Source organism: Thalassotalea agariperforans (assembly GCF_053470345.1).
The window spans coordinates 1-18628 of record NZ_JBQMWH010000019.1; the positions used below are offsets into that span (position 1 = coordinate 1).

General features: G+C 39.0%; 12 protein-coding genes and 1 pseudogene. 8 read left to right on the top strand and 5 right to left on the bottom strand.

Features of this window, described 5'->3' with window-relative positions; translation table 11 throughout:
* Positions 1-207: 207 nt before the first annotated feature.
* Positions 208-483: a metal/formaldehyde-sensitive transcriptional repressor gene (locus tag ACSLUO_RS16420; RefSeq protein WP_448250183.1), complete on the bottom strand. Its 276-nt coding sequence runs from the start codon at positions 481-483 to the stop codon at positions 208-210.
* Positions 484-575: 92 nt separating this feature from the next.
* Between ACSLUO_RS16420 and dmeF the strand changes: the two genes are divergently transcribed.
* Together dmeF and ACSLUO_RS16430 are read left to right on the top strand one after the other, a co-directional pair.
* Complete coding sequence (gene dmeF / locus ACSLUO_RS16425) at positions 576-1493, top strand: CDF family Co(II)/Ni(II) efflux transporter DmeF (protein ID WP_448250185.1); 918 nt, start codon at positions 576-578, stop codon at positions 1491-1493.
* Positions 1494-1617: 124 nt separating this feature from the next.
* Positions 1618-2742 carry a polysaccharide lyase domain-containing protein gene (locus ACSLUO_RS16430; protein WP_448250187.1) on the top strand — a complete coding sequence of 375 codons (1125 nt, stop codon included), beginning with the start codon at positions 1618-1620 and terminating at the stop codon, positions 2740-2742.
* On the opposite strand, the gene ACSLUO_RS16435 is transcribed toward ACSLUO_RS16430, so the two are convergent.
* Positions 2698-3303: a DUF1294 domain-containing protein gene (locus tag ACSLUO_RS16435; protein WP_448250189.1), complete on the bottom strand. Its 606-nt coding sequence runs from the start codon at positions 3301-3303 to the stop codon at positions 2698-2700. The two genes, ACSLUO_RS16430 and ACSLUO_RS16435, sit on opposite strands and share 45 nt — an antisense overlap.
* A 173-nt stretch (positions 3304-3476) precedes the next feature.
* Here ACSLUO_RS16435 and ACSLUO_RS16440 point away from each other — a divergent pair, with 173 nt between their 5' ends.
* The 4 genes and pseudogenes from ACSLUO_RS16440 to ACSLUO_RS17770 all read left to right on the top strand — a co-directional run.
* Positions 3477-4961 carry a glutamate-cysteine ligase family protein gene (locus ACSLUO_RS16440; RefSeq protein ID WP_448250191.1) on the top strand — a complete coding sequence of 495 codons (1485 nt, stop codon included), beginning with the start codon at positions 3477-3479 and terminating at the stop codon, positions 4959-4961.
* On the top strand, positions 4946-5995 hold the full coding sequence (locus ACSLUO_RS16445; protein WP_448250192.1) for a M14 family metallopeptidase: 1050 nt from the start codon (positions 4946-4948) through the stop codon (positions 5993-5995). Before ACSLUO_RS16440 ends, ACSLUO_RS16445 begins: the two co-directional genes overlap by 16 nt.
* A 142-nt stretch (positions 5996-6137) precedes the next feature.
* Positions 6138-7523, top strand: a complete 1386-nt coding sequence (locus ACSLUO_RS16450; protein ID WP_448250194.1) for a class II fumarate hydratase — start codon at positions 6138-6140, stop codon at positions 7521-7523.
* Positions 7524-7586: 63 nt separating this feature from the next.
* A pseudogene (locus ACSLUO_RS17770) lies at positions 7587-7712 on the top strand (hypothetical protein); the annotation flags it as partial.
* A 200-nt stretch (positions 7713-7912) separates the two neighbouring features.
* Here the strand turns inward: ACSLUO_RS17770 and ACSLUO_RS16455 are convergent.
* From ACSLUO_RS16455 to ACSLUO_RS16465, 3 genes are all read right to left on the bottom strand, one after another.
* Entirely contained in the window at positions 7913-9184 is a 1272-nt protein-coding gene (locus ACSLUO_RS16455; protein ID WP_448250196.1) for a sugar MFS transporter, read from the bottom strand.
* A 99-nt stretch (positions 9185-9283) separates the two neighbouring features.
* Positions 9284-11233: a vanadium-dependent haloperoxidase gene (locus tag ACSLUO_RS16460; protein WP_448250198.1), complete on the bottom strand. Its 1950-nt coding sequence runs from the start codon at positions 11231-11233 to the stop codon at positions 9284-9286.
* Positions 11234-11257: 24 nt separating this feature from the next.
* Positions 11258-13804 carry a glycoside hydrolase family 3 protein gene (locus tag ACSLUO_RS16465; RefSeq protein WP_448250200.1) on the bottom strand — a complete coding sequence of 849 codons (2547 nt, stop codon included), beginning with the start codon at positions 13802-13804 and terminating at the stop codon, positions 11258-11260.
* 761 nt (positions 13805-14565) lie between these two features.
* Between ACSLUO_RS16465 and ACSLUO_RS16470 the strand changes: the two genes are divergently transcribed.
* Together ACSLUO_RS16470 and ACSLUO_RS16475 are read left to right on the top strand one after the other, a co-directional pair.
* Complete coding sequence (locus ACSLUO_RS16470) at positions 14566-16920, top strand: TonB-dependent receptor (RefSeq protein WP_448250202.1); 2355 nt, start codon at positions 14566-14568, stop codon at positions 16918-16920.
* A gap of 12 nt (positions 16921-16932) precedes the next feature.
* Positions 16933-18615 (top strand): CRTAC1 family protein, encoded by a 1683-nt coding sequence (locus ACSLUO_RS16475; protein ID WP_448250204.1) that lies wholly within the window; start codon positions 16933-16935, stop codon positions 18613-18615.
* Positions 18616-18628 lie beyond the last annotated feature (13 nt).

The following is an 18628-nucleotide window of genomic DNA, read 5'->3' on the forward strand; positions in this document are numbered from 1 at the left end:
GCCCTGTGGGCTGAGGCTAAAATCGCTTTACTCGGCGTTAAAAATTATTGGTTTAGATGACTAAACGACATAATTTCAGCCTTGATTAAAGCGATTTTATCTCTCAGCTGAATTATTAAACAAAGATCAACAGACCCTAGGTACTTAAAAAATAAAATAAGAGAAGTTTTTATTTATAAACAAAAGGTTATCTTTTATATGAAATATCTACTTCAAATAACTTTTTAAAATTGTAATTACTTGCTCTACTTCTATTTGGCGTTGTTCTTGGGTTATATCAGCAACACCTAAATGTTCTCTTAAATGCCCTTCTAAAACCTCTTTCATTAAGCCGTTAATGGCACCTTTTAACGCGGTAATTTGTTGTAAAACTGCCATACAATCTGGTTCACCTTCTAAAGCAGTTTCTAATGCTATTGATTGCCCTTTTATACGTCGAACACGATTTAGCAATTTTTTATTGTCTTTATGAGTATGTGACATAGCAATTATTCTCTTTTAAATATACTGGGGGGTAGTATATAATCAAGACTGATTTTTTCAAAATTCATTTTAGTATTTATTAAGGAAATACAATGAGTGACTCAACAATTCAATGGCAACATTCTCATGATTTTGGCGTGGATAACACTCAAAACACCAATAAAGTAAAAATTGTTTTTTGGTTAACAAGCGTGATCATGATCCTCGAAATTGCAGCAGGCACATGGTTTGGTTCCATGGCTTTATTGGCCGATGGTTGGCATATGGGCACTCATTCAGCGGCTTTTTTGATTACGCTTTTTGCCTATGCTTATGCGAAAAAACACGCGAATAATAAGTCATTTAGTTTTGGTACCGGCAAGGTCAATTATTTGGGTGGTTTTGCGAGTGCTGTTGCTTTAGCAATTGTTGCTTTGATGATGGCGGTAGAGTCAGTACAGCGGTTATTTGAGCCACACAGTATTCAATTTAATGAAGCCATTATTGTGGCAATTATTGGGCTTGTGGTGAATGTGGCTTCAGCGTTTATATTAAAAGATGATCACCATCATCATCACCATGGTGAAACAGCTTCTCACCACCATCACCACCATGACCATAATATGAAAGCGGCATATTTTCATGTTTTAGCGGATACCTTAACTTCGGTGCTTGCTATTGTTGCTTTGCTTGTTGGTAAATATATGGGCGCAGTATGGCTTGACCCTGTGATGGGCATTGTTGGCGCTATTGTTATTTTTCATTGGTCGTTTGGTTTGATCAAAGAATCGAGTTCTGTACTATTAGATAAATCGGTAAATACGGCAACGTTAGAAAAAATCTCCGTAGCATTGAAAGCACAAAATGCGGTGATCAATGATATTCATGTGTGGACTATTGCTAATTCTCATCAAGCAGCTATTCTTTCGGTTGCCTCAAATGAACCGCTTGCAAGTGAAGAATATAAAAATACGTTAAAAGCATTTTTACCTCATCTTTCACATATTTCTGTTGAGGTGGTTAAAATATAGTAAAAGGGAATAGTTCTCTGAAATTAAGAACGGGGCGTTTTATCAGTTTTTAATTGGCAAAAAATAGTGCTTATTTAGGCAAGTTTACACTTTAATAAAATCAATAAATAGTAAAGGTATACCTATGATAAAAACAACTGTACAGCAAGGTTTGAGTGTTGCTTGTTTGCTAACATTTATGTTTTTCTCAGCAAAAACACTGGCTGAAGTTACGCTTGTATCAAGTTCAACGGAATTACAAGAGGCCATTAATAATGCCAAGCCGGGTGATGAAATTGTTATTAAAAAGTCACTCATATTAAGCCAAAGTAAAACCTTAAAAAGCCAACCTGTACCTTTTAAGCCTACCAATACAGTTGGCGCTTACTTTCAAATAAAAAATATCAGCGGTACGGCCGCTAAGCCGATTATTTTAAGAGGTGAAAGCGACAAGTCGTCTGAATTTCCAACCTTGTTGGGTCAGGGAGTTTTAGATAAAAATTATGTTCTGCATTTTGTGCAAAGCAACTATTGGGTAGTACAAAACCTTCGAGTGAGTAATGAAGAAAAGGGCATTATGCTAGATCAAGCTAATTATAATGTTTTTGATAATATTGAAATTTCGAATATTGGCCATGAAGCGATACATTTTCGCTCAAGTAGTTCGTATAACGTGTTAAAAAATTGTTTGATCAAAGATACCGGCGTTAATGCAGAACAAGCCGGTTATGGTGAAGGGATTTATGTTGGTTATCATAATGGCCATCAAAAAACACCACAAGATAATAGCGATCACAACCACATTGGCGGCTGTACTTTTGGTCCTAATATTACGGGTGAAGCAATAGATATTAAGGCTGGCACTAAAGGCACATTGATTGAACATAACATTTTTTCAGGTGCAGGCGGTGGTACCAATGTAAAACCGGCGGCGAATAGCTTTATTGATATCAAAGGTACTGATGTAACAGTACGATACAACACCTTTAATTTAGATGGTTCGAGTTATATTAATCATTTATTACGCAGTGCTGATGAGCACAAACGTTCAAATATTTATGGTAATACTTTGAACTTAAAAACTGAATTTGCCATGTACGAAGCGGCAAAAGCAACAATACATAGCGTTGATAATAAACGACTTGATGGCGGTAATAGTTCGGCAACCAAAAGCACTAAAAAACAAGTTAATGTTGTGCAGCGTAAAAATGAAGCGTTAGAGGCATTAACAGCTAAAACACAAACTTACCGGGGCTTTAATTTTAATTAACCAAATAAGCGCAGCACAATTTGTTATAACCGTTAGCCAAAAAATAAAGCGAAACTTTTGTTTTTGTGATTTATGTCTTAAGGTTTGCTGAGCAATAGCGGCACCGGGCCAACCACCGAGTAACGCCAATACATGTAAGGCTTTTTCGGGGGTGCGCCAGCCATTTCGTTGAGCTTTGAATTTATCATAAGCGTAGCTGATGAAAGTAATTAGGCTTGCGCCGTAATAAAACAACAGTAGGTTTCTAGGTACATAGCTGAAAGCATAAGCTGTGGTGGTTAATGTGAGAAAGCTTACCGACAGATAAATTGAAAATTTATTTACCTTTTTTACTGGTTTGTTTTTGAGCTTCTCACCAGCAAAGGTAGCATCACTAGCACAATATCGCCCTTGGTTATCTTGGCTGATGGTAAAGGTAATAATATCATTCAGTTGAGGTGTGCGCTGGCGATTTACAAAGGCGCTTTTGTGAATAAAAATATCATCGCCGCCACCATTGGGGGTAATAAAACCAAACGCTTTTTCGTCATTCCATTTTTGTAATTTGCCTTTTAAACGCACGGAGTAATCCCTTAATTATTAGTAAACATTGCTTTTGGTTGTCTTTATCTTATTGAAAGTTAAAGATAAAATTTAACAAGCAGCTATAAAATAATTCCTGCTTTAGCAATCATTTTAGTTAGCTCAATCTTGACTATACTTATTGTTATTTGGTGGATAAAAGTAGGTTGCTTATGGGAAAAGAAATCGTTCAACAACAATTTTCTCATGACGATTTTATCCTATTTCGAGAGCGGTTAATTAACCAGCTTAAATCGTTAAAACATATTATTCAGCAACCGAATTTTGGTGATGAACCACTACGTTTAGGTGCTGAGTTAGAGTTATATTTGCTCAACAAACATAGCAAACCTTTATGCTGTAATGAGCAGGTGTTAACCGCGTTAAACAACCCTCTGTTTCAATATGAAATTAATCAATACAACATTGAGCTAAACTTGCCGGCGGTTGCTATGCAAGGCCAGCCATTTCATCAGCTTGAAGCTAGTATGTTAGCGCAATTAAGCCAGTTAACTAAAGTGAATACCGAGCTTGGCATTGAACAGGTGGCTATTGGTATTTTACCTACGTTAACTAGCGCTGATCTTACTCAGCAGAATATGACAGATCAATTTCGATATAAATTGTTATCTAAAAAACTTTCTAGTAGCCGAGGTCAACCTTTTCATATTGAAATTCATGGCCAAGAAGATATTGAATTAGATTTAACCGATGTCACGGCAGAAGGTGCTAATACCTCATTTCAAGTACATATGATGGTACCACCAGGGGAATTTGAGCCGGTTTATAATGCCGCGTTATTTAGTCAGCCCTTGGTAACAGCCATTGCTGCTAATTCCCCGTTTTTTTTAGGGAAAAAAGCGTGGGCTGAAACCCGTATTGCGTTACTTAAACAAACGCTTGATTGTCGTTTGCCTGCCGCTGTTCAGCATAAGTTACCCGCTCGAGTTAATTTAGCATGTGGCTGGTTGAAACAAGACGCTTGGCAGCTTTATGCGGAAGCTGTGTCGTTATATCCGGTATTAGTGCCGTCTTTAAGTGAAGAAGTGAGCACAGGCTTACCACATTTAGCTGAGCTGAATTTACATATGGGTACAGTTTGGAGTTGGAATCGCCCAGTATATTGCCGACAAGGTAATGGCCATATTCGTATTGAATTTAGGGCGTTACCTGCGGGGCCAAGTTGTGTTGATATGATTGCTAATGCAGCCTTTGCTATTGGTTTAGCATATGGTTTAAGACATTCAATGGCTGAAATAACCGCCATGATGCCGTTTGATTTTGCTGATTATAACTTTTATCGTGCTGCGCAATCGGGGTTAGATGCTGAAGTAATGTGGCCTGATTTAGCACAATACAAAATGGTGGCACAACCGCTCTCAACCATGATTAAGCAATACCTTCCTATCGCAAAACAGGGTTTGCTTGAACTTAAAATAACAGCAACAGAAGCTGATTATTATTTAGGAATTATCGAAAAAAGATTATCACAAGGAGTAACAGGGGCGGTTTGGCAGCTTAATACGGCGCAACATTTCGAACAAAATAAGCACATGTCACGTCCTGATAGCTGTCAAAAAATGCTCCAGCGTTATATGCAGTTTTCTCAAGCCAATTTACCAGTGAGTGAGTGGGAGCGGTTATGGCAATTCAATTAAACAAACTGAGATACATTTCTATAGATGCTGACTCAATACCGTCAGAGCCTGAAGCTTGGCTAAGTCAATTAAACAGTGCTGTGGTGATTGATATTAAAGGTCAGCATTGTCATAAAACAAGAGTTATTTCTACCTTGATACACGGAAATGAACCATCAAGCTTTTATGCTTTACATCGCTGGCTTAAAGCGGGTCATCAGCCATATTGTAATGTTAGGTTTATTATTGCTTCGGTTGAAGCGGCTCGCCAAGCGCCAGAGTTTACTTGTCGGTATGTTGATGGCAAGGCAGATCTGAATCGCTTGTTTGCCATTACGGAAGCACAATTAGTTCACTCAGATGAGGCTCAATTAAGAGCGGCAAGTATTAAACAGGCTATTTTAGAGGTGAAGCCTGAAGCGGTAATTGATATGCATAATACTTCGTCATCTAGTCCCGCATTTAGTGTTGCCACCAAAATAGATATGCAGGCACAAGCGCTGGCGTCTTTCTTTTGCCAAACCATGCTCTACACTCGACTGACCTTAGGCGCTTTAATGGAGCAAAACTTTAATTGCCCTATTGTTACTATAGAATGTGGCGGCAGTAGAGATCAGCAAGCTCATGAAATGGCGTATCAAGGATTAACTGAGTTTTTAGCGGCAGAAGATATTTTTAGCGGTCATCATTTGAAATTGGTTGATATTATTGAGCATCCACTGCGACTTGAAATTGGCGCTGAATACAGTTTGCTGTTTGCTCAGCACCAGCATAAAGATGTTGATATTACTTTAGTGGCAGATATTGAACAGCATAACATGGGCATAACCCGAGCCGATTGTTTTATTGGCTGGAGCCAAGTGGGTGTTAGTGCCTTTAAGGTAAAAAATGAAGCTGGGCAGGAACATACTAGCCCTTTGTTATATTGCAAAAAGGGGGAATTATTTACTGCGCAACCTTTACGTATTTTTATGGCGACCAACAATGTCACCATTGCCAAACAAGATTGTTTATTTTATGCGGTACCTTGTCAGGCAGATGCGTTAGTCGATTAACTTAAACCATTTGAAAGTACGGGTGATCATCATTAATGGTATGTTGTGTTTTGACTATATGTTTAACTATTTATCAGTTAATAAAGTAGATGAAAGAACCGCAATTAAGAATGAATCATAACTTTTTATTTAGGAGAACCTGATGCCTGCATCGAATGATAATAAAACCTCCGATCATCATCAGATGCCAGAGCAAAGTAGCGAGCAATTATACGGCAGTGAAACCGCTAAAGCCTTGAATAACTTTATCATCAGCGAACTCAAAATGCCGCGTGCATTTTTGTGGGCTTTAGGTGAAATAAAAAGTGCCTGTGCCCAAGCGAACTTAGAATTAGGTTTGCTTGATGCCGATAAAGCCATTGCTATTCAACAGGCGGCAATAGAAGTTGCCGAGGGGTTGCACGATCAGCAATTTCCCATTGATGTTTTTCAAACAGGCTCGGGTACCAGTACCAATATGAACGCTAATGAAGTGATCGCCTCGTTAGTTAAACGTAACAGTGATGATAAAATCAAGGTGCATGCTAATGATCATGTCAATATGGGGCAAAGCTCTAACGATGTTATACCGTCCTGTATTCACTTAAGTGCTGCCAAACTTATTGCGGAACAACTATTGCCGGCGTTGCAGCATTTAATCAACACACTTGATGATAAAGCCAATGAGCACAAAGCCACGATAAAAACGGGCAGAACCCATTTAATGGATGCTATGCCGCTAAGTTTCGCGCAAGAAATTAGTGGTTGGAGTGCACAGCTGCATTTTGCTCATGAGCAATTACAAAGCAGCTTAAAAAACCTTGGTCAGCTTGCTATTGGTGGCACCGCTATAGGTACTGGCGTAAATACGCATCCCAAGTTTGCCACCATTGTTACCCGTATTTTAGCGGAACAAAACCACTGGCCTATTAGCCCTGCGGATAATTATTTTCGTGCTATTAGTGCGCAAGATACGGCGGTGTTCGTGAGCGGAATACTGAAAACAACGGCGGTCAGTTTGAGTAAAATCAGTAATGATATTCGCTGGCTTAGCAGCGGCCCGCTTAATGGTTTAAATGAAATACAGTTACCAGAGCTGCAAAAAGGCAGCAGCATTATGCCGGGTAAAGTGAATCCAGTGATCCCGGAAGCGGTATTAATGGCTTGTACGCAAGTTATCGGTAACGACACTACCATCACGTTAGCGGGGCATTCAGGCAATTTTCAACTGAATACCATGTTACCTTTAATTGCTCACAATTTAGTGGAAAGTATTGAATTATTAACGTCATCTTGTACAACTTTGGCAGATAAAGCGATTAAAGAAATGAGGGTTAATCATGATCAAATTGCCCAAAGCTTAGCAAAAAATCCTATTTTAGCGACAGCATTAAACGATTTGATTGGTTACGATAAAAGCGCCGAAATTGCGAAAAAAGCTTACGCTGAAAACAGAACGGTATTAGAAGTCGCACAAGAGCTTACCGATATTAGTGAAGCCGAGCTTATTGCCCGTTTAGATCCTAAAAAGTTAATAGGTGGATTTTAAGCTGAGCAGGAATAACTTTTGTTTTGAGAAGTTTATGGACAAGGTAATTCGGCGGCGGCTTACCAATGGCAATTTGGGGATGACTTTCTAGGTGATCCGCCACAAGAGCCTCAAGGTTTAAATTCCGTATTTGCTAGCGATAAAAGTACTTTAACAATCATCAATAAGAGTACTGAGAAGTTAAAGTAAATTAAAACACCTATTTAGCGTTCTACTAATCAATAGGTGTTCTATCAATTTCATTAAAATACTTCATGGCTACGTTGCTTTCAATCCCAATAACCAGCTATTGCTCAATCAAGCGCCTCGTCATGATTTATTTTTCCTACGCACAACAAAATCACAAACTTATACGAATTGGTATTAATGGCATTGGTATTAATCATCTCTTACTTCGATTTATAGCCAGCTAAACCATAATACAGTATATATAAATAACAAATTGCAGGAACAATGAAGGAGGCTTGTATACCGATAATATCGGCTAAAACGCCTTGTAATAACGGTACTATTGCCCCACCAACAATTGCTAAACATAATAAGCCTGAGCCTTCACTGGTACGATTTTTTAATCCGGTTAACGCTAAGCTAAAGATGGTTGGAAACATAATTGAATTAAATAAACCGACCAATAAAATGGCATACATTGCCACTAAACCACTGGTTAACATCGCAATAAGTACTAATGCTACTGCCATTACTGCATTAAAAGCGAGTATTTTTGAAGCACTAATGCGCTGCATAATCACTGCGCCGATAAAGCGCCCAACCATGGCACCACCCCAAAAATAGGTAATGTAGCTGGCGGCTTGTGCTTCACTTAAGCCGGCAATGTCGGCTTCACCAAAAAAATTAATTAAAAAGCTACCAATTGAGACCTCGGCACCAACATAGACAAAAATACCAATGGCGCCTAGTACTAAAGCGCGGTACGACCAAATTGAGGTTGGCGGCGTGTTGTTGGTTTGAGGTTGATGGCTTTCAATGTTTGGCAAGGTTAAGCGAGAGAAAATAATCGCTAAAACAACTAAGGTTAGGGCGATACCAACATAAGGTAGTTGCACAGATTGTGCTTGTTGGATTTTTATTTGAGCTTCGCTGAGTTGCTCTAAGCCAGAAGCCGCAGCACCTAAAATTAATAAAGCGCCAAAAAGTGGTGCTACCGTTGTACCTAATGAGTTAAAAGCTTGTGTCATGGTTAAACGACCTGAAGCGGTTTCAGGTGTACCTAAAGCGGTAACATATGGATTGGCAGATACTTGTAAAATAGTAATGCCAGCAGCCATAACAAACAAAGCGCAAAGAAAAACAGGGTATGATGCAAATGAAGCAGCAGGATAAAATGCAAAACAACCTAAGCTGGCAATAAATAGTCCCACCACAATACCTTTTTGATAACCTATTTTTTTGATCAGATGTCCGGCAGGAATGGAAACAATAAAATAAGCGCCAAAAAAGCAGAATTGTACTAGCATTGCTTGGGTATAGTTAAGAGAAAAAAGCCCTTTTAGATGAGGGATTAAAATGTCGTTTAAACTGGTTAAAAATCCCCAAATAAAAAACAAACTGGTTAAGGTAAATAATGAAAATTTATAATTAGTGTTGGCGTTATTATCGCCACCGATTGAATTTTCTACTTGATTAATGATTGCACCGGCCATCTTGATTACTCTTATTTATTAACGCTGCGCGTTTTTATTATTGTTAGTGACTTATTTACTGATTAAGTCGTTCGTTATTCTTTTAATTTACTTCTAGTGTTATGGTTGGCCTTGAAAGTAATGTTGTACTTGTTCAAAAGCCCCTTGAGCTATTTTTTTACCAATTAATCGTCCGGCAATATCATCAGCAGGTGGATGAATACCGCCCCAAATTCTCGATAAGCTGCATTGATCTGACGCGTCTTGATAAGTTGCCCATTGCAATGTCATATCAACACTGGGTCCTTGTTCAAATACTAAAAATTCGTTCGCTTTTACCTTGAATTCACTCATACCGCCGGGAAAATAAGCATCGCCAGTCATCGCTGTCATTAATTCTGCGGCAGCGCGTGAATAGGTTGAATGCCCTGACACATAACCAGCAAATGGAGGTGTAACAAATGAAGGTCGTTGATATGGCCACCAGTTTTCTGCCAGTATCCAAGCAACCCCTGCTTGGTCTTCTTCAGGGTTATTGATATAGGCAGGCCCACGCCACGCCAATAATTTTAATTTGCCAACATGCTCAAAGTTAGAGCCAGCTAAAGCATCATTTTCGTCTACTAATTCAATGTAGCCATCAATTAGTGGCAAGCCGTTAATATGGTAAGAAGGTTGATTTTCATCACTACTTTGTCCTAAGTCGGCCATTGCTCGTATTGCTGAAACGGGACGAATATAATCATAGCGACCTTTAATGCCCCAAGCGGTTATTGCCGCGTCGTGCATGGTGCCGCCCATAGCAAAATAACTTTTAATATCCCACTCTAGGTTACTTAATATCTCATCTTGACCAGCCCAGCGTTTTTCAAATAGAGGATGATCACTTACTGAATTTAATAAAACAAACCAGTGTCCTGGTGGGGTTTCTGAGTCAGGCCCATCAGCCCAAAATTCCGCCAATACTCGAGCATAATCGCCACGTGGTACAAGTTGCTCTTGATAGGGTTGACCTGTTTTTGGGTTAACTGTATAACCCGTGCTGCTGTCGCCACCGTCAAAGAAGTTATAAAACTCGCGATGCTCAGTAAAGCTTGTCGGTAGGTGTTGAATATTACCTAACGTTTTAGGCGATATATCCCATAATACACCATCATTTTGATCAAGCTGTGCAGACCACACGGCTACCATGGCAAAGGTCCATTTGTATTCTTCGCTGAGTTCACCGTTAATTTGTGGTGGTAAGCCGGGATCAAAATAAACCTGATAGTCAAAACCATCTTTATTAACCACCGTTTTGTCGTTTTCAGATAATGAAAAAGGGATCACTTGTCCCCATTCAGGGCTTAAAAACTCAGGCGGTTTGGTAATGGGGTTACCTGCTTGGTCGATATAACCTGGAATATCTAAAGGTTGCCACCGATTTAAATTGCTGATGTTTGGATTACCTGCTGAATTTATTGATAATTCTAAAGGTAAATTAGTTGGTTGATAGACAGTATTGGCGTAATTGTTTTGCTCATTGGCACCATCTTGCAAACCAAAACGTAAATAACAATCAGCAATGGCATTACCTAAAGCCGCAGCTGAGCCATTGGTATAATTTAAGCTGTTATCAGAAGTATCAAATGCAAGTGAAGTCATTAGCTCTTCGGCTTTTGCTTTTATTACCCGCGCTCCAGGAGAATTTTCAAAGCGTTTTTCAATAATACGATAAGCGGCATAACTAATAGCTTCTTCTTGTGCGGGTAAAATATCACTGGGTAAGTTAAAGGGCTCGTTCGAACAAGTGAAGTTCGCTACCTTTTGACCAAATAAATAAGGGGTTGATGTTGGTTTAAATATTACCCAAGCATCATACATAGCGGCAGATACATGCCAGAGATTTCTAGCATGCACCGTTGGCCGAGCAAAGTCATTTCGAATAGCATCTAACAGTAGTTCATTCCACATTCGTGCTACTGAATGACCTGAGCGTTCTGAGGTTAAATGTTCTGACTGTGAATCGTTTGTTGAATCACAGCCAGTTTGTAAGGCTAGTAGGCATAATAATAAAAGTCGTTTTAACATGATAAATCCTCTAACCTATGGTTGTTATTTTGAACACTGGATGTCAGCATTCTTAGCACTGTTAGGTACTAAGTTACCGCCAGCAAAGCTGATATTAAGTGCGCCACTACTTGAGAGTACAAGTGGTGAAGCAACTTTTCTTAGATCAGTACCTGGTAAATAACAAGCCAGATCAATACTGAGTGTTTGCCATTGGCCAAGTGGTTTCGCTTTTAACGCAGCACTAATATCGACTTCTCCTGAGCATGGTGCGCCACAATCTATTTTGGCTTTTATGTCACTTTCAATGGGTTTATCAACACGTACTTGCCAAGTAATCGCACTGTTGTCTTTTAAATGAGGCAATAAATTTAAAGCCTTGTGTGGCTGTTGGCGTAAAGCCAGTGTAGCGGTTTGTTCTTGAGCAAAAGTAACTTGTACGGCATTGTTGTTATCATTTAATGGTGTAACTTTAATGCCGTGAAGTTCATTTAACGATGGCGTAACTTGGTTGGTTTTACCTGATTTTTCATCAATGTATAGTTGCCAATTGTGTTTGTTTAAAGCTAATGAAAGTTGTTTAGCCGATTTGTTAAGTTGTTGTGCCGTTAACTGACAGCCGTATGGATAAGCTGAATTTTCTGGTAGTTCAGGAGTGTTAATCTTGTCTTGATAACTTAGGCCATAACCATATTCAAATAATGGCTGATAAGTTTCATCGCCAATATTCACTGTGCTTTGGCAAGCATCTGCTGGCCAACTAAAGCTTAAACGGCCGGTAAAGTCATAATTGATTTGATTATTAGCGTTTTTGAATAAAACGTCAGCGATCCCTTGCCCTTCAGTGCCAGGTAACCAAGCAGCAACAAAAGCGTCAGAGGCATTTAATTCTTTATTAACCCATAACACTCGACCAGACATTAATACGGTAATGGTGGGAATGTTTTGCTGTTTTAATTTCGTTAATAACGCTAACGCTTTTTTATTGTGTTGTTGAAATTCTAAACTACGTAAATTTTGAATATCTCCTAAATATTCGGTGTAAGGTTCTTCACCCACAACCACAATAGCGACATCTGGTTTTTGTTCAAAAGTACCATCAACACTTAATGTTGCCGAACCACCGGCAGCGGTCACGGTTTGTTGAATGCCTTGGTAAATAGACGTTGCACCCGGGAAATCTTTATTAGTATTGCCAGTACCTTGCCAGCTAATTGTCCAACCACCATTTTGCATGGCAATGTTATCTGCGCCGTCACCAGCGACTAAAACATTTAATTGGCGATCAAGCGGTAATAAATTGTGATTGTTTTTTAATAATACCAGTGACTCTCTTACTGCTTGTTGAGCGATATCGCGATGCGCTTTTTTTCCTACTAGGTCAGCTTTACCAGCAAGTGCTCGTGTACTTGGTGCTCCTTTATCAAATAAACCGGCTCGCATTTTTACGCGTAAAATACGCGTGACGGCATCATCAATACGCGACATAGGTACTACGCCTTGTTTTACCTGTGCTAGGGTATTATCAATCCAAGTTTTCCATAAATCAGGCACCATAAATAAATCAATACCCGCATTAATGGCTGCGGCACAGTTATCATTAGTGCACCCTTTTACTTGGCCAATACCGTTCCAGTCACTTACAACAATACCGTCAAAACCCATGTCATGTTTTAATACGTCGGTGATCAAGTGTTTTTGGCCATGCATTTTTTCACCATTGAAACTGCTATAAGACACCATCACGGTTTGCACATTAGCGTCGAGCGCGCTGTAATAGCCTTGTGCATGTAGTTTAAATAATTCTTCTTCAGTTAACTGAGTATCTCCTTGGTCATCACCAAACTGGGTACCACCATCACCAACAAAATGTTTTGCCGTTGCAACAATATTACTTGCACCAAACGCACTGTTTTTATGGCCTTGTAATCCATTCACCATGCTTTGTGCATAAGTTTTTACAATGGCTGGATCTTCTGAATAACTTTCATAAGTTCGGCCCCATCGATCATCTCTAACTACAGCTAATGTGGGGGCAAAGGTCCAATCAATTCCCGTTGCAGCTACTTCTACCGCTGTCGCTTGGGCAATTTTTTCAATTAAAGCGGGATTATTTGCCGCGCCTAATCCGATGTTATGGGGAAAGTAAGTGGCACCAATAACATTATTGTGACCATGTACAGCATCTGTGCCCCAAATAATAGGAATTGGTGTGCGGCCAGGTTTGTTACTCATTGAAGCTTGATAAAAAGCATCGGCTAATGCAACCCAATCTTGCACTGAGGCGTATTTATCATTGTTAGGAAAGGCACCACCGCCGTTTAAAATAGAGCCAATATGGTATTTTTCTACTTCTGCAGGCGTAATGGAGCGAATTTCTGGTTGTAGCATTTGACCAATTTTTTGCTCTAAGGTCATTTTGGCTAATAACGCTTTAATACGTTGTTCCATATCAGCATGCTTGTTTTCATTTATTGAAGCAATATCTGCAGATTTGTTTTCTTTTTGTGTTTCTTGTACTGAACAAGCTTGTAATAACAGGGCTGTGAGGGTTGCCACATAGCCTGTTAATTTGAATGTATTGTTTTTCATATACCCTACCGAGAAAGTATTAGCTGTGTAGCAGCTCAAATTAAAAATATGTATCACTTTGTTTAATTAATCTTTGTTTAATAAAGCTTTTTTATAGGCCATTAAGTTGGCTTTTTATGTCTATTATTTATTAAATAATATGATTTCGATTTCACCAATGGGCGGCTTTAAAACCTATAAAAAAACAAAATGATTTCGATTTCATTTATAGTAATAACAGACGAAAAAATAAATGTAAATATATAATATTTTCTTAATTTTAATTTTCCGGTGTAATTACAATGGTTATTTTTATTTCGTCATATCAACGTATTTTGTTTTTATTTTGTTGTTTTAAAAGGGTATTTATTGTTTTTGTCAAGTTTGTTGCTTTTCAGGATATTGAAAAAATGATTTACGTAAATAACGCTAGTAAAAGGAATATGAACATATTTTATACATTTTTTTCATTAAACTATTTACAAGATAAAAATGTCGTGCAAGAATGAAATCGAAATCATTTTTTGTGGTTTGTTGTTTAAACCAGCAAAAGGTAGGTAAAAACCAAACAGTTTTTAGTTAAAAATAAAATATTTGTACGTTTTGGGAAGTGATAAACCCAAAGAGAAATCGATATGTTTTGATGTTTATTCATATCGGTAAGATGCAAAAAGTAATAAAAATAAATGAGCAAACTGGGGATTAAAATGAAGAAAACAATTTTCACTAAAAAGAATTTTATAAGCCAATCAATTAATTACGCATTGATGGGTGGGCTGGCTATGTCTTCAGCAAATGTTTTTGCAGAAGAAGAAAATAAAGATCGTGAGCTAGAGGTTATTGAAGTAACTGCTGAGCGTCGTGTTGGTAATTTACAAGAAACACCTATTGCTGTTACTGCTATGACTCAAGAAGGATTACTTGAACAGAACATTGTTGATGTAACAGATTTAACCGCTTTTGTACCTTCGCTAGTTATTTCAGGCCAAGAAGATCAGTCAGATATTAAAATATATATCCGTGGTGTCGGAACTAATAACCCAACAGAAACCGGTGACCAAGGTGTTGGGGTTTATGTTGATGGTGTTTTTGCTGCCCGTTCACAAGGTGCGTTGGCGCTTATGTATGATCTAGAAGGCATCCAAGTTTTACGTGGTCCACAAGGAACTTTATTCGGGCGTAACAATACCGGTGGTGCCTTGTTGTTAGAGTCAGTTAAGCCGGGTGATGTATTTGAAGGTGACTTCCAAATGTCTTTTGGTAGTTTTAATCGCCAACAAGTATCAGGTGCAGTTACGCTGCCGGTTACTGACAATTTGTCATTTCGTGTCGCAAGCTACATGGAGACAGATGATGGTTGGGTGAACGCAATTGATGTTGATCCGCGTGGCAGTAATCATAACTATAGTGGTTTATCTACTGGCCGTGTTGCTAACACCAATTTAAAACTTAATAACACCGATGTACGTTCAACGCGTATTACTGGGCGTTGGGATATTGCAAGTAATTTGCAATGGACAGCCAGTTACGAAACTTTTTCAGATACCGGTAATCATGGGGTTTTACTTAATCCTGTTGAAGTAGAAAAAGATAACTTTGATGCCTTTATTGATTCAGCGTATTCACTTGATATGACCAGTGATGCTTATCGCTCAACATTAAGTTACGACATTACCGATGGTATTAATATTTCATACATTTCAGGTTATTCAAAATTAGCTCGTCATCAAACGGTTGACCAAGATGCAGGTGTTTTATCTCGTTTCCAAGAAGCACGTACTGAATATCAGTACTCAGACGCTAATAGCCATGAAATTAAAGTACAAAGTACTGGCAGTGGTCCTTTTAGTTGGACGACAGGTTTATTTTATTTTGAAGAAGAAACCAATATTCGTTTTGACTTTGATGGCCAAGGCTCTTGGTTACAAGGTGGAGCTACCTTTATTCAACCGGCTCGTGGTACTGAATCGGCAGCTGCTTACTTCCAAGCGAGTTATGCATTAACAGATAACTTAAATGTTACTGGCGGTGTGCGCTATACCGATGATTTAAAATATGACCGTGGTGGCCGAAACATTACCGACTGTGGTGGTGAATTTATTCGCCCAACTTTAGGTGGTAGTAACCTAGTTGTGTTTGAAGACTTTTTAGATAACAACTCCGGTAGTGAAGGTGCCGATGGATTAGATGATTATACTGGTCTTGAGCGTATGAGAGGCCAATGTGCTGCGGGTGTTAAAAATGATATTGAAGCTGAATCAGACAAAGTTACTTACTTAATCAGAACGGATTATCAGTTAGATAATCACTTATTTTATGCCAGTGTGGGTACGGGTTATCGAGCGGGTGAAATTCAAGATGCGGGTGAATCGACTGATCCAGAAGAAAGCACCAGTTATGAAATTGGTTCAAAGTCTGACTTTAAAACCGACATGGGCGATGTACGTTTAAACCTATCGGCATTTTTTATTGATTATAAAGATTTGATCCGCTCAGGTTGGGATGAAGAGAAAAAACAAATAATCAATAGTAACGTTGCCGCGGCTGAAATTACAGGCCTTGAAGCTGAGGTTACTTGGTTAGTTGGTGATGGTGGTCAATTTGATTTCTCCGGTTCTATTTTAGATGCGATTTATACCGAATACTACTCAGCTAGCGGTGGTGATAACCCTGCGAACCCATTGATAACCGAAGGTGACAAAGCAGGTTTATATGACCTAAGTGGCAATAGTTTACCTCAGTCACCGGAAGTGTCATTTAGCGCGAACTTTTCATGGGAATTTGCAACAGAGTTTGGTGATTTATTACCACGCATTAACGTGCGTTATGTTGACAATGTTTTCTTCAGAGACCAAAACGAAATTTCGTCACCTATTAATAACGTAGTCAACGATGTTGAGCAAAGTGGTACTTATTACGGCAGTGATGCTTATGGTCAAGATGCTTATACTAAAGTCAACTTAGGTCTTAAGTATTTTCCTGCCGATGGTGATTGGACGCTTGATTTTTATATCAATAACTTAACGGATGAAATGACTCGCTCAAGTGCTGTTACCGACAACGGCACAGCAAAAGGCGCTCCAGGGCGTTATAGCGAGCCAAGAACGTACGGTATGCGTTTTAACTACGCGTTCTAATTGGTAAGCACTATGTTGTTAAAATCATCCATTATTACCACAGCTTTTTTGCTAACCGCCTGTGGTGGCGGTAGCTCTGCAGTCAGTGACCATACTTCTTCTGTTGATCAGGAGGCTTCAACGTCACCAGAGCAGCCGAGTAAGTTGTTCAGTGATGTTACTGCGACCAGTGGCCTAGATTTTGTTAATGGTTATCAACGTATGACCAACTTATCGGAAGCACAAAAGTTTTGTGGTGGTCTCGCGGTGGGTGATTTTGATAACGACGGCTTGACCGATTTGTTTGTTGTTCGGGGCGATATTGGTCGCCACCTATTGTATAAAAACTTAGGTGACAATCGTTTTGAAGAAGTCAGCACTAAGGTTGGGATCAATATCGAAAATCATTTTGGTTGCGGCCCAACTTTTGCCGATATTGACGGTGATAATGATCTGGATTTATTCATTGGTGGTATTGAAGGTCACGAAAATTACCTGCTAGAAAATACACAAGATGCAAGCGGTAATGTTGTTTTTGAAGATATCACTGAATATTCAGGTTTAAGTAATCTTGTTGTTAAAAACACCATTTCGGCTTCGTTTGCCGATTATAATAAAGATGGTTTTATCGACTTATTCCTTACCCATTGGGGAGTGCCGGCGAGCGCTCCAAAACAACACTTATGGCAAAACACCGGCAATAAACAATTTGTTAATGCTACTCAAAGCAGTGGCTTGGCAGAGCAAATTATTAAAACGCCAACCAGTAACGCTACTTATGGTGGCGATACTGATTACACCTTTTCAGCCACTTTCTCAGATGTGAACAATGATAACTTTGTTGATTTGTTGTTAGTGGCTGATTTTGGTACGACCCAAGTATTTTTGAATAATCGAGATGGCACTTTTACTAATGCTACGAGTAATGTCATTAAAGATGAAAATGGTATGGGTTCTGCCGTTGGTGACTTAGATAATGACGGTGATCTGGATTGGTTTGTTAGTGCTATTGATGGACTTAGCTCTCCGGGCAATCGTTTGTATTTAAATCAAAGTGATAACTTTAATAGTAATGAACTGTTTAGTGACGCTACCGACAGCTTATCACTTGCCAATGGTGGTTGGGCTTGGGCAGCGTGCATGGCGGATTTTAATGCTGACGGCTTTCTTGATATTTTCCATGTTACAGGTTGGTCTGCGGGCATTTTTAAGATTGATTATAGCAACGACTATTCTCGTTTGTTTTTATCGGATCGCCGCCAATTAGCTGACCATAGCAACACACTAAACTTTACTGAACAAGCTTTTGCTTCAGGTATTAGTGATCAACAACAAGGAAGAGCCCTTAGTTGTTTTGACAGTGATCAAGATGGAGACGTTGATATTTTAGTGCTAAATAACGACGACACTGCCGCCATTCTTTATCGCAACAACAGCACTAGCCGTAATTATTTCACCCTTAATTTGCTTGGCAAAACGCCCAACACACAAGCTATTGGGGCAAAAATATTTATTAAAGCGGGTCAATTAACCCAAATGCGCGAAGTAACGGTGGGTAATAACTTCACTTCGCAAAATCCTACCGAACAATATTTTAGTCTTACTGACCATACCCTGATCGATGAATTACGGGTTGTATGGCCGGATGAAAAAACCACTGTTGTAAGAAATATCAATGTAAATCAACGGTATAACTTAGAACATCCAGACAAATAACATTGAATTATTA

Bases quoted from the DNA above. Each gene is read 5' to 3' on its own strand.
- ACSLUO_RS16470 (WP_448250202.1), top strand. From the start codon at position 14,566: ATGTCTTCAGCAAATGTTTTTGCAGAAGAAGAAAATAAAGATCGTGAG.
- ACSLUO_RS16420 (WP_448250183.1), bottom strand. From the start codon at position 483: ATGTCACATACTCATAAAGACAATAAAAAATTGCTAAATCGTGTTCGA.
- ACSLUO_RS16460 (WP_448250198.1), bottom strand. From the start codon at position 11,233: ATGTTAAAACGACTTTTATTATTATGCCTACTAGCCTTACAAACTGGC.
- dmeF (WP_448250185.1), top strand. From the start codon at position 576: ATGAGTGACTCAACAATTCAATGGCAACATTCTCATGATTTTGGCGTG.
- ACSLUO_RS16440 (WP_448250191.1), top strand. From the start codon at position 3,477: ATGGGAAAAGAAATCGTTCAACAACAATTTTCTCATGACGATTTTATC.
- ACSLUO_RS16430 (WP_448250187.1), top strand. From the start codon at position 1,618: ATGATAAAAACAACTGTACAGCAAGGTTTGAGTGTTGCTTGTTTGCTA.
- ACSLUO_RS16465 (WP_448250200.1), bottom strand. From the start codon at position 13,804: ATGAAAAACAATACATTCAAATTAACAGGCTATGTGGCAACCCTCACA.
- ACSLUO_RS16445 (WP_448250192.1), top strand. From the start codon at position 4,946: ATGGCAATTCAATTAAACAAACTGAGATACATTTCTATAGATGCTGAC.
- ACSLUO_RS16450 (WP_448250194.1), top strand. From the start codon at position 6,138: ATGCCTGCATCGAATGATAATAAAACCTCCGATCATCATCAGATGCCA.
- ACSLUO_RS16455 (WP_448250196.1), bottom strand. From the start codon at position 9,184: ATGGCCGGTGCAATCATTAATCAAGTAGAAAATTCAATCGGTGGCGAT.
- ACSLUO_RS16475 (WP_448250204.1), top strand. From the start codon at position 16,933: ATGTTGTTAAAATCATCCATTATTACCACAGCTTTTTTGCTAACCGCC.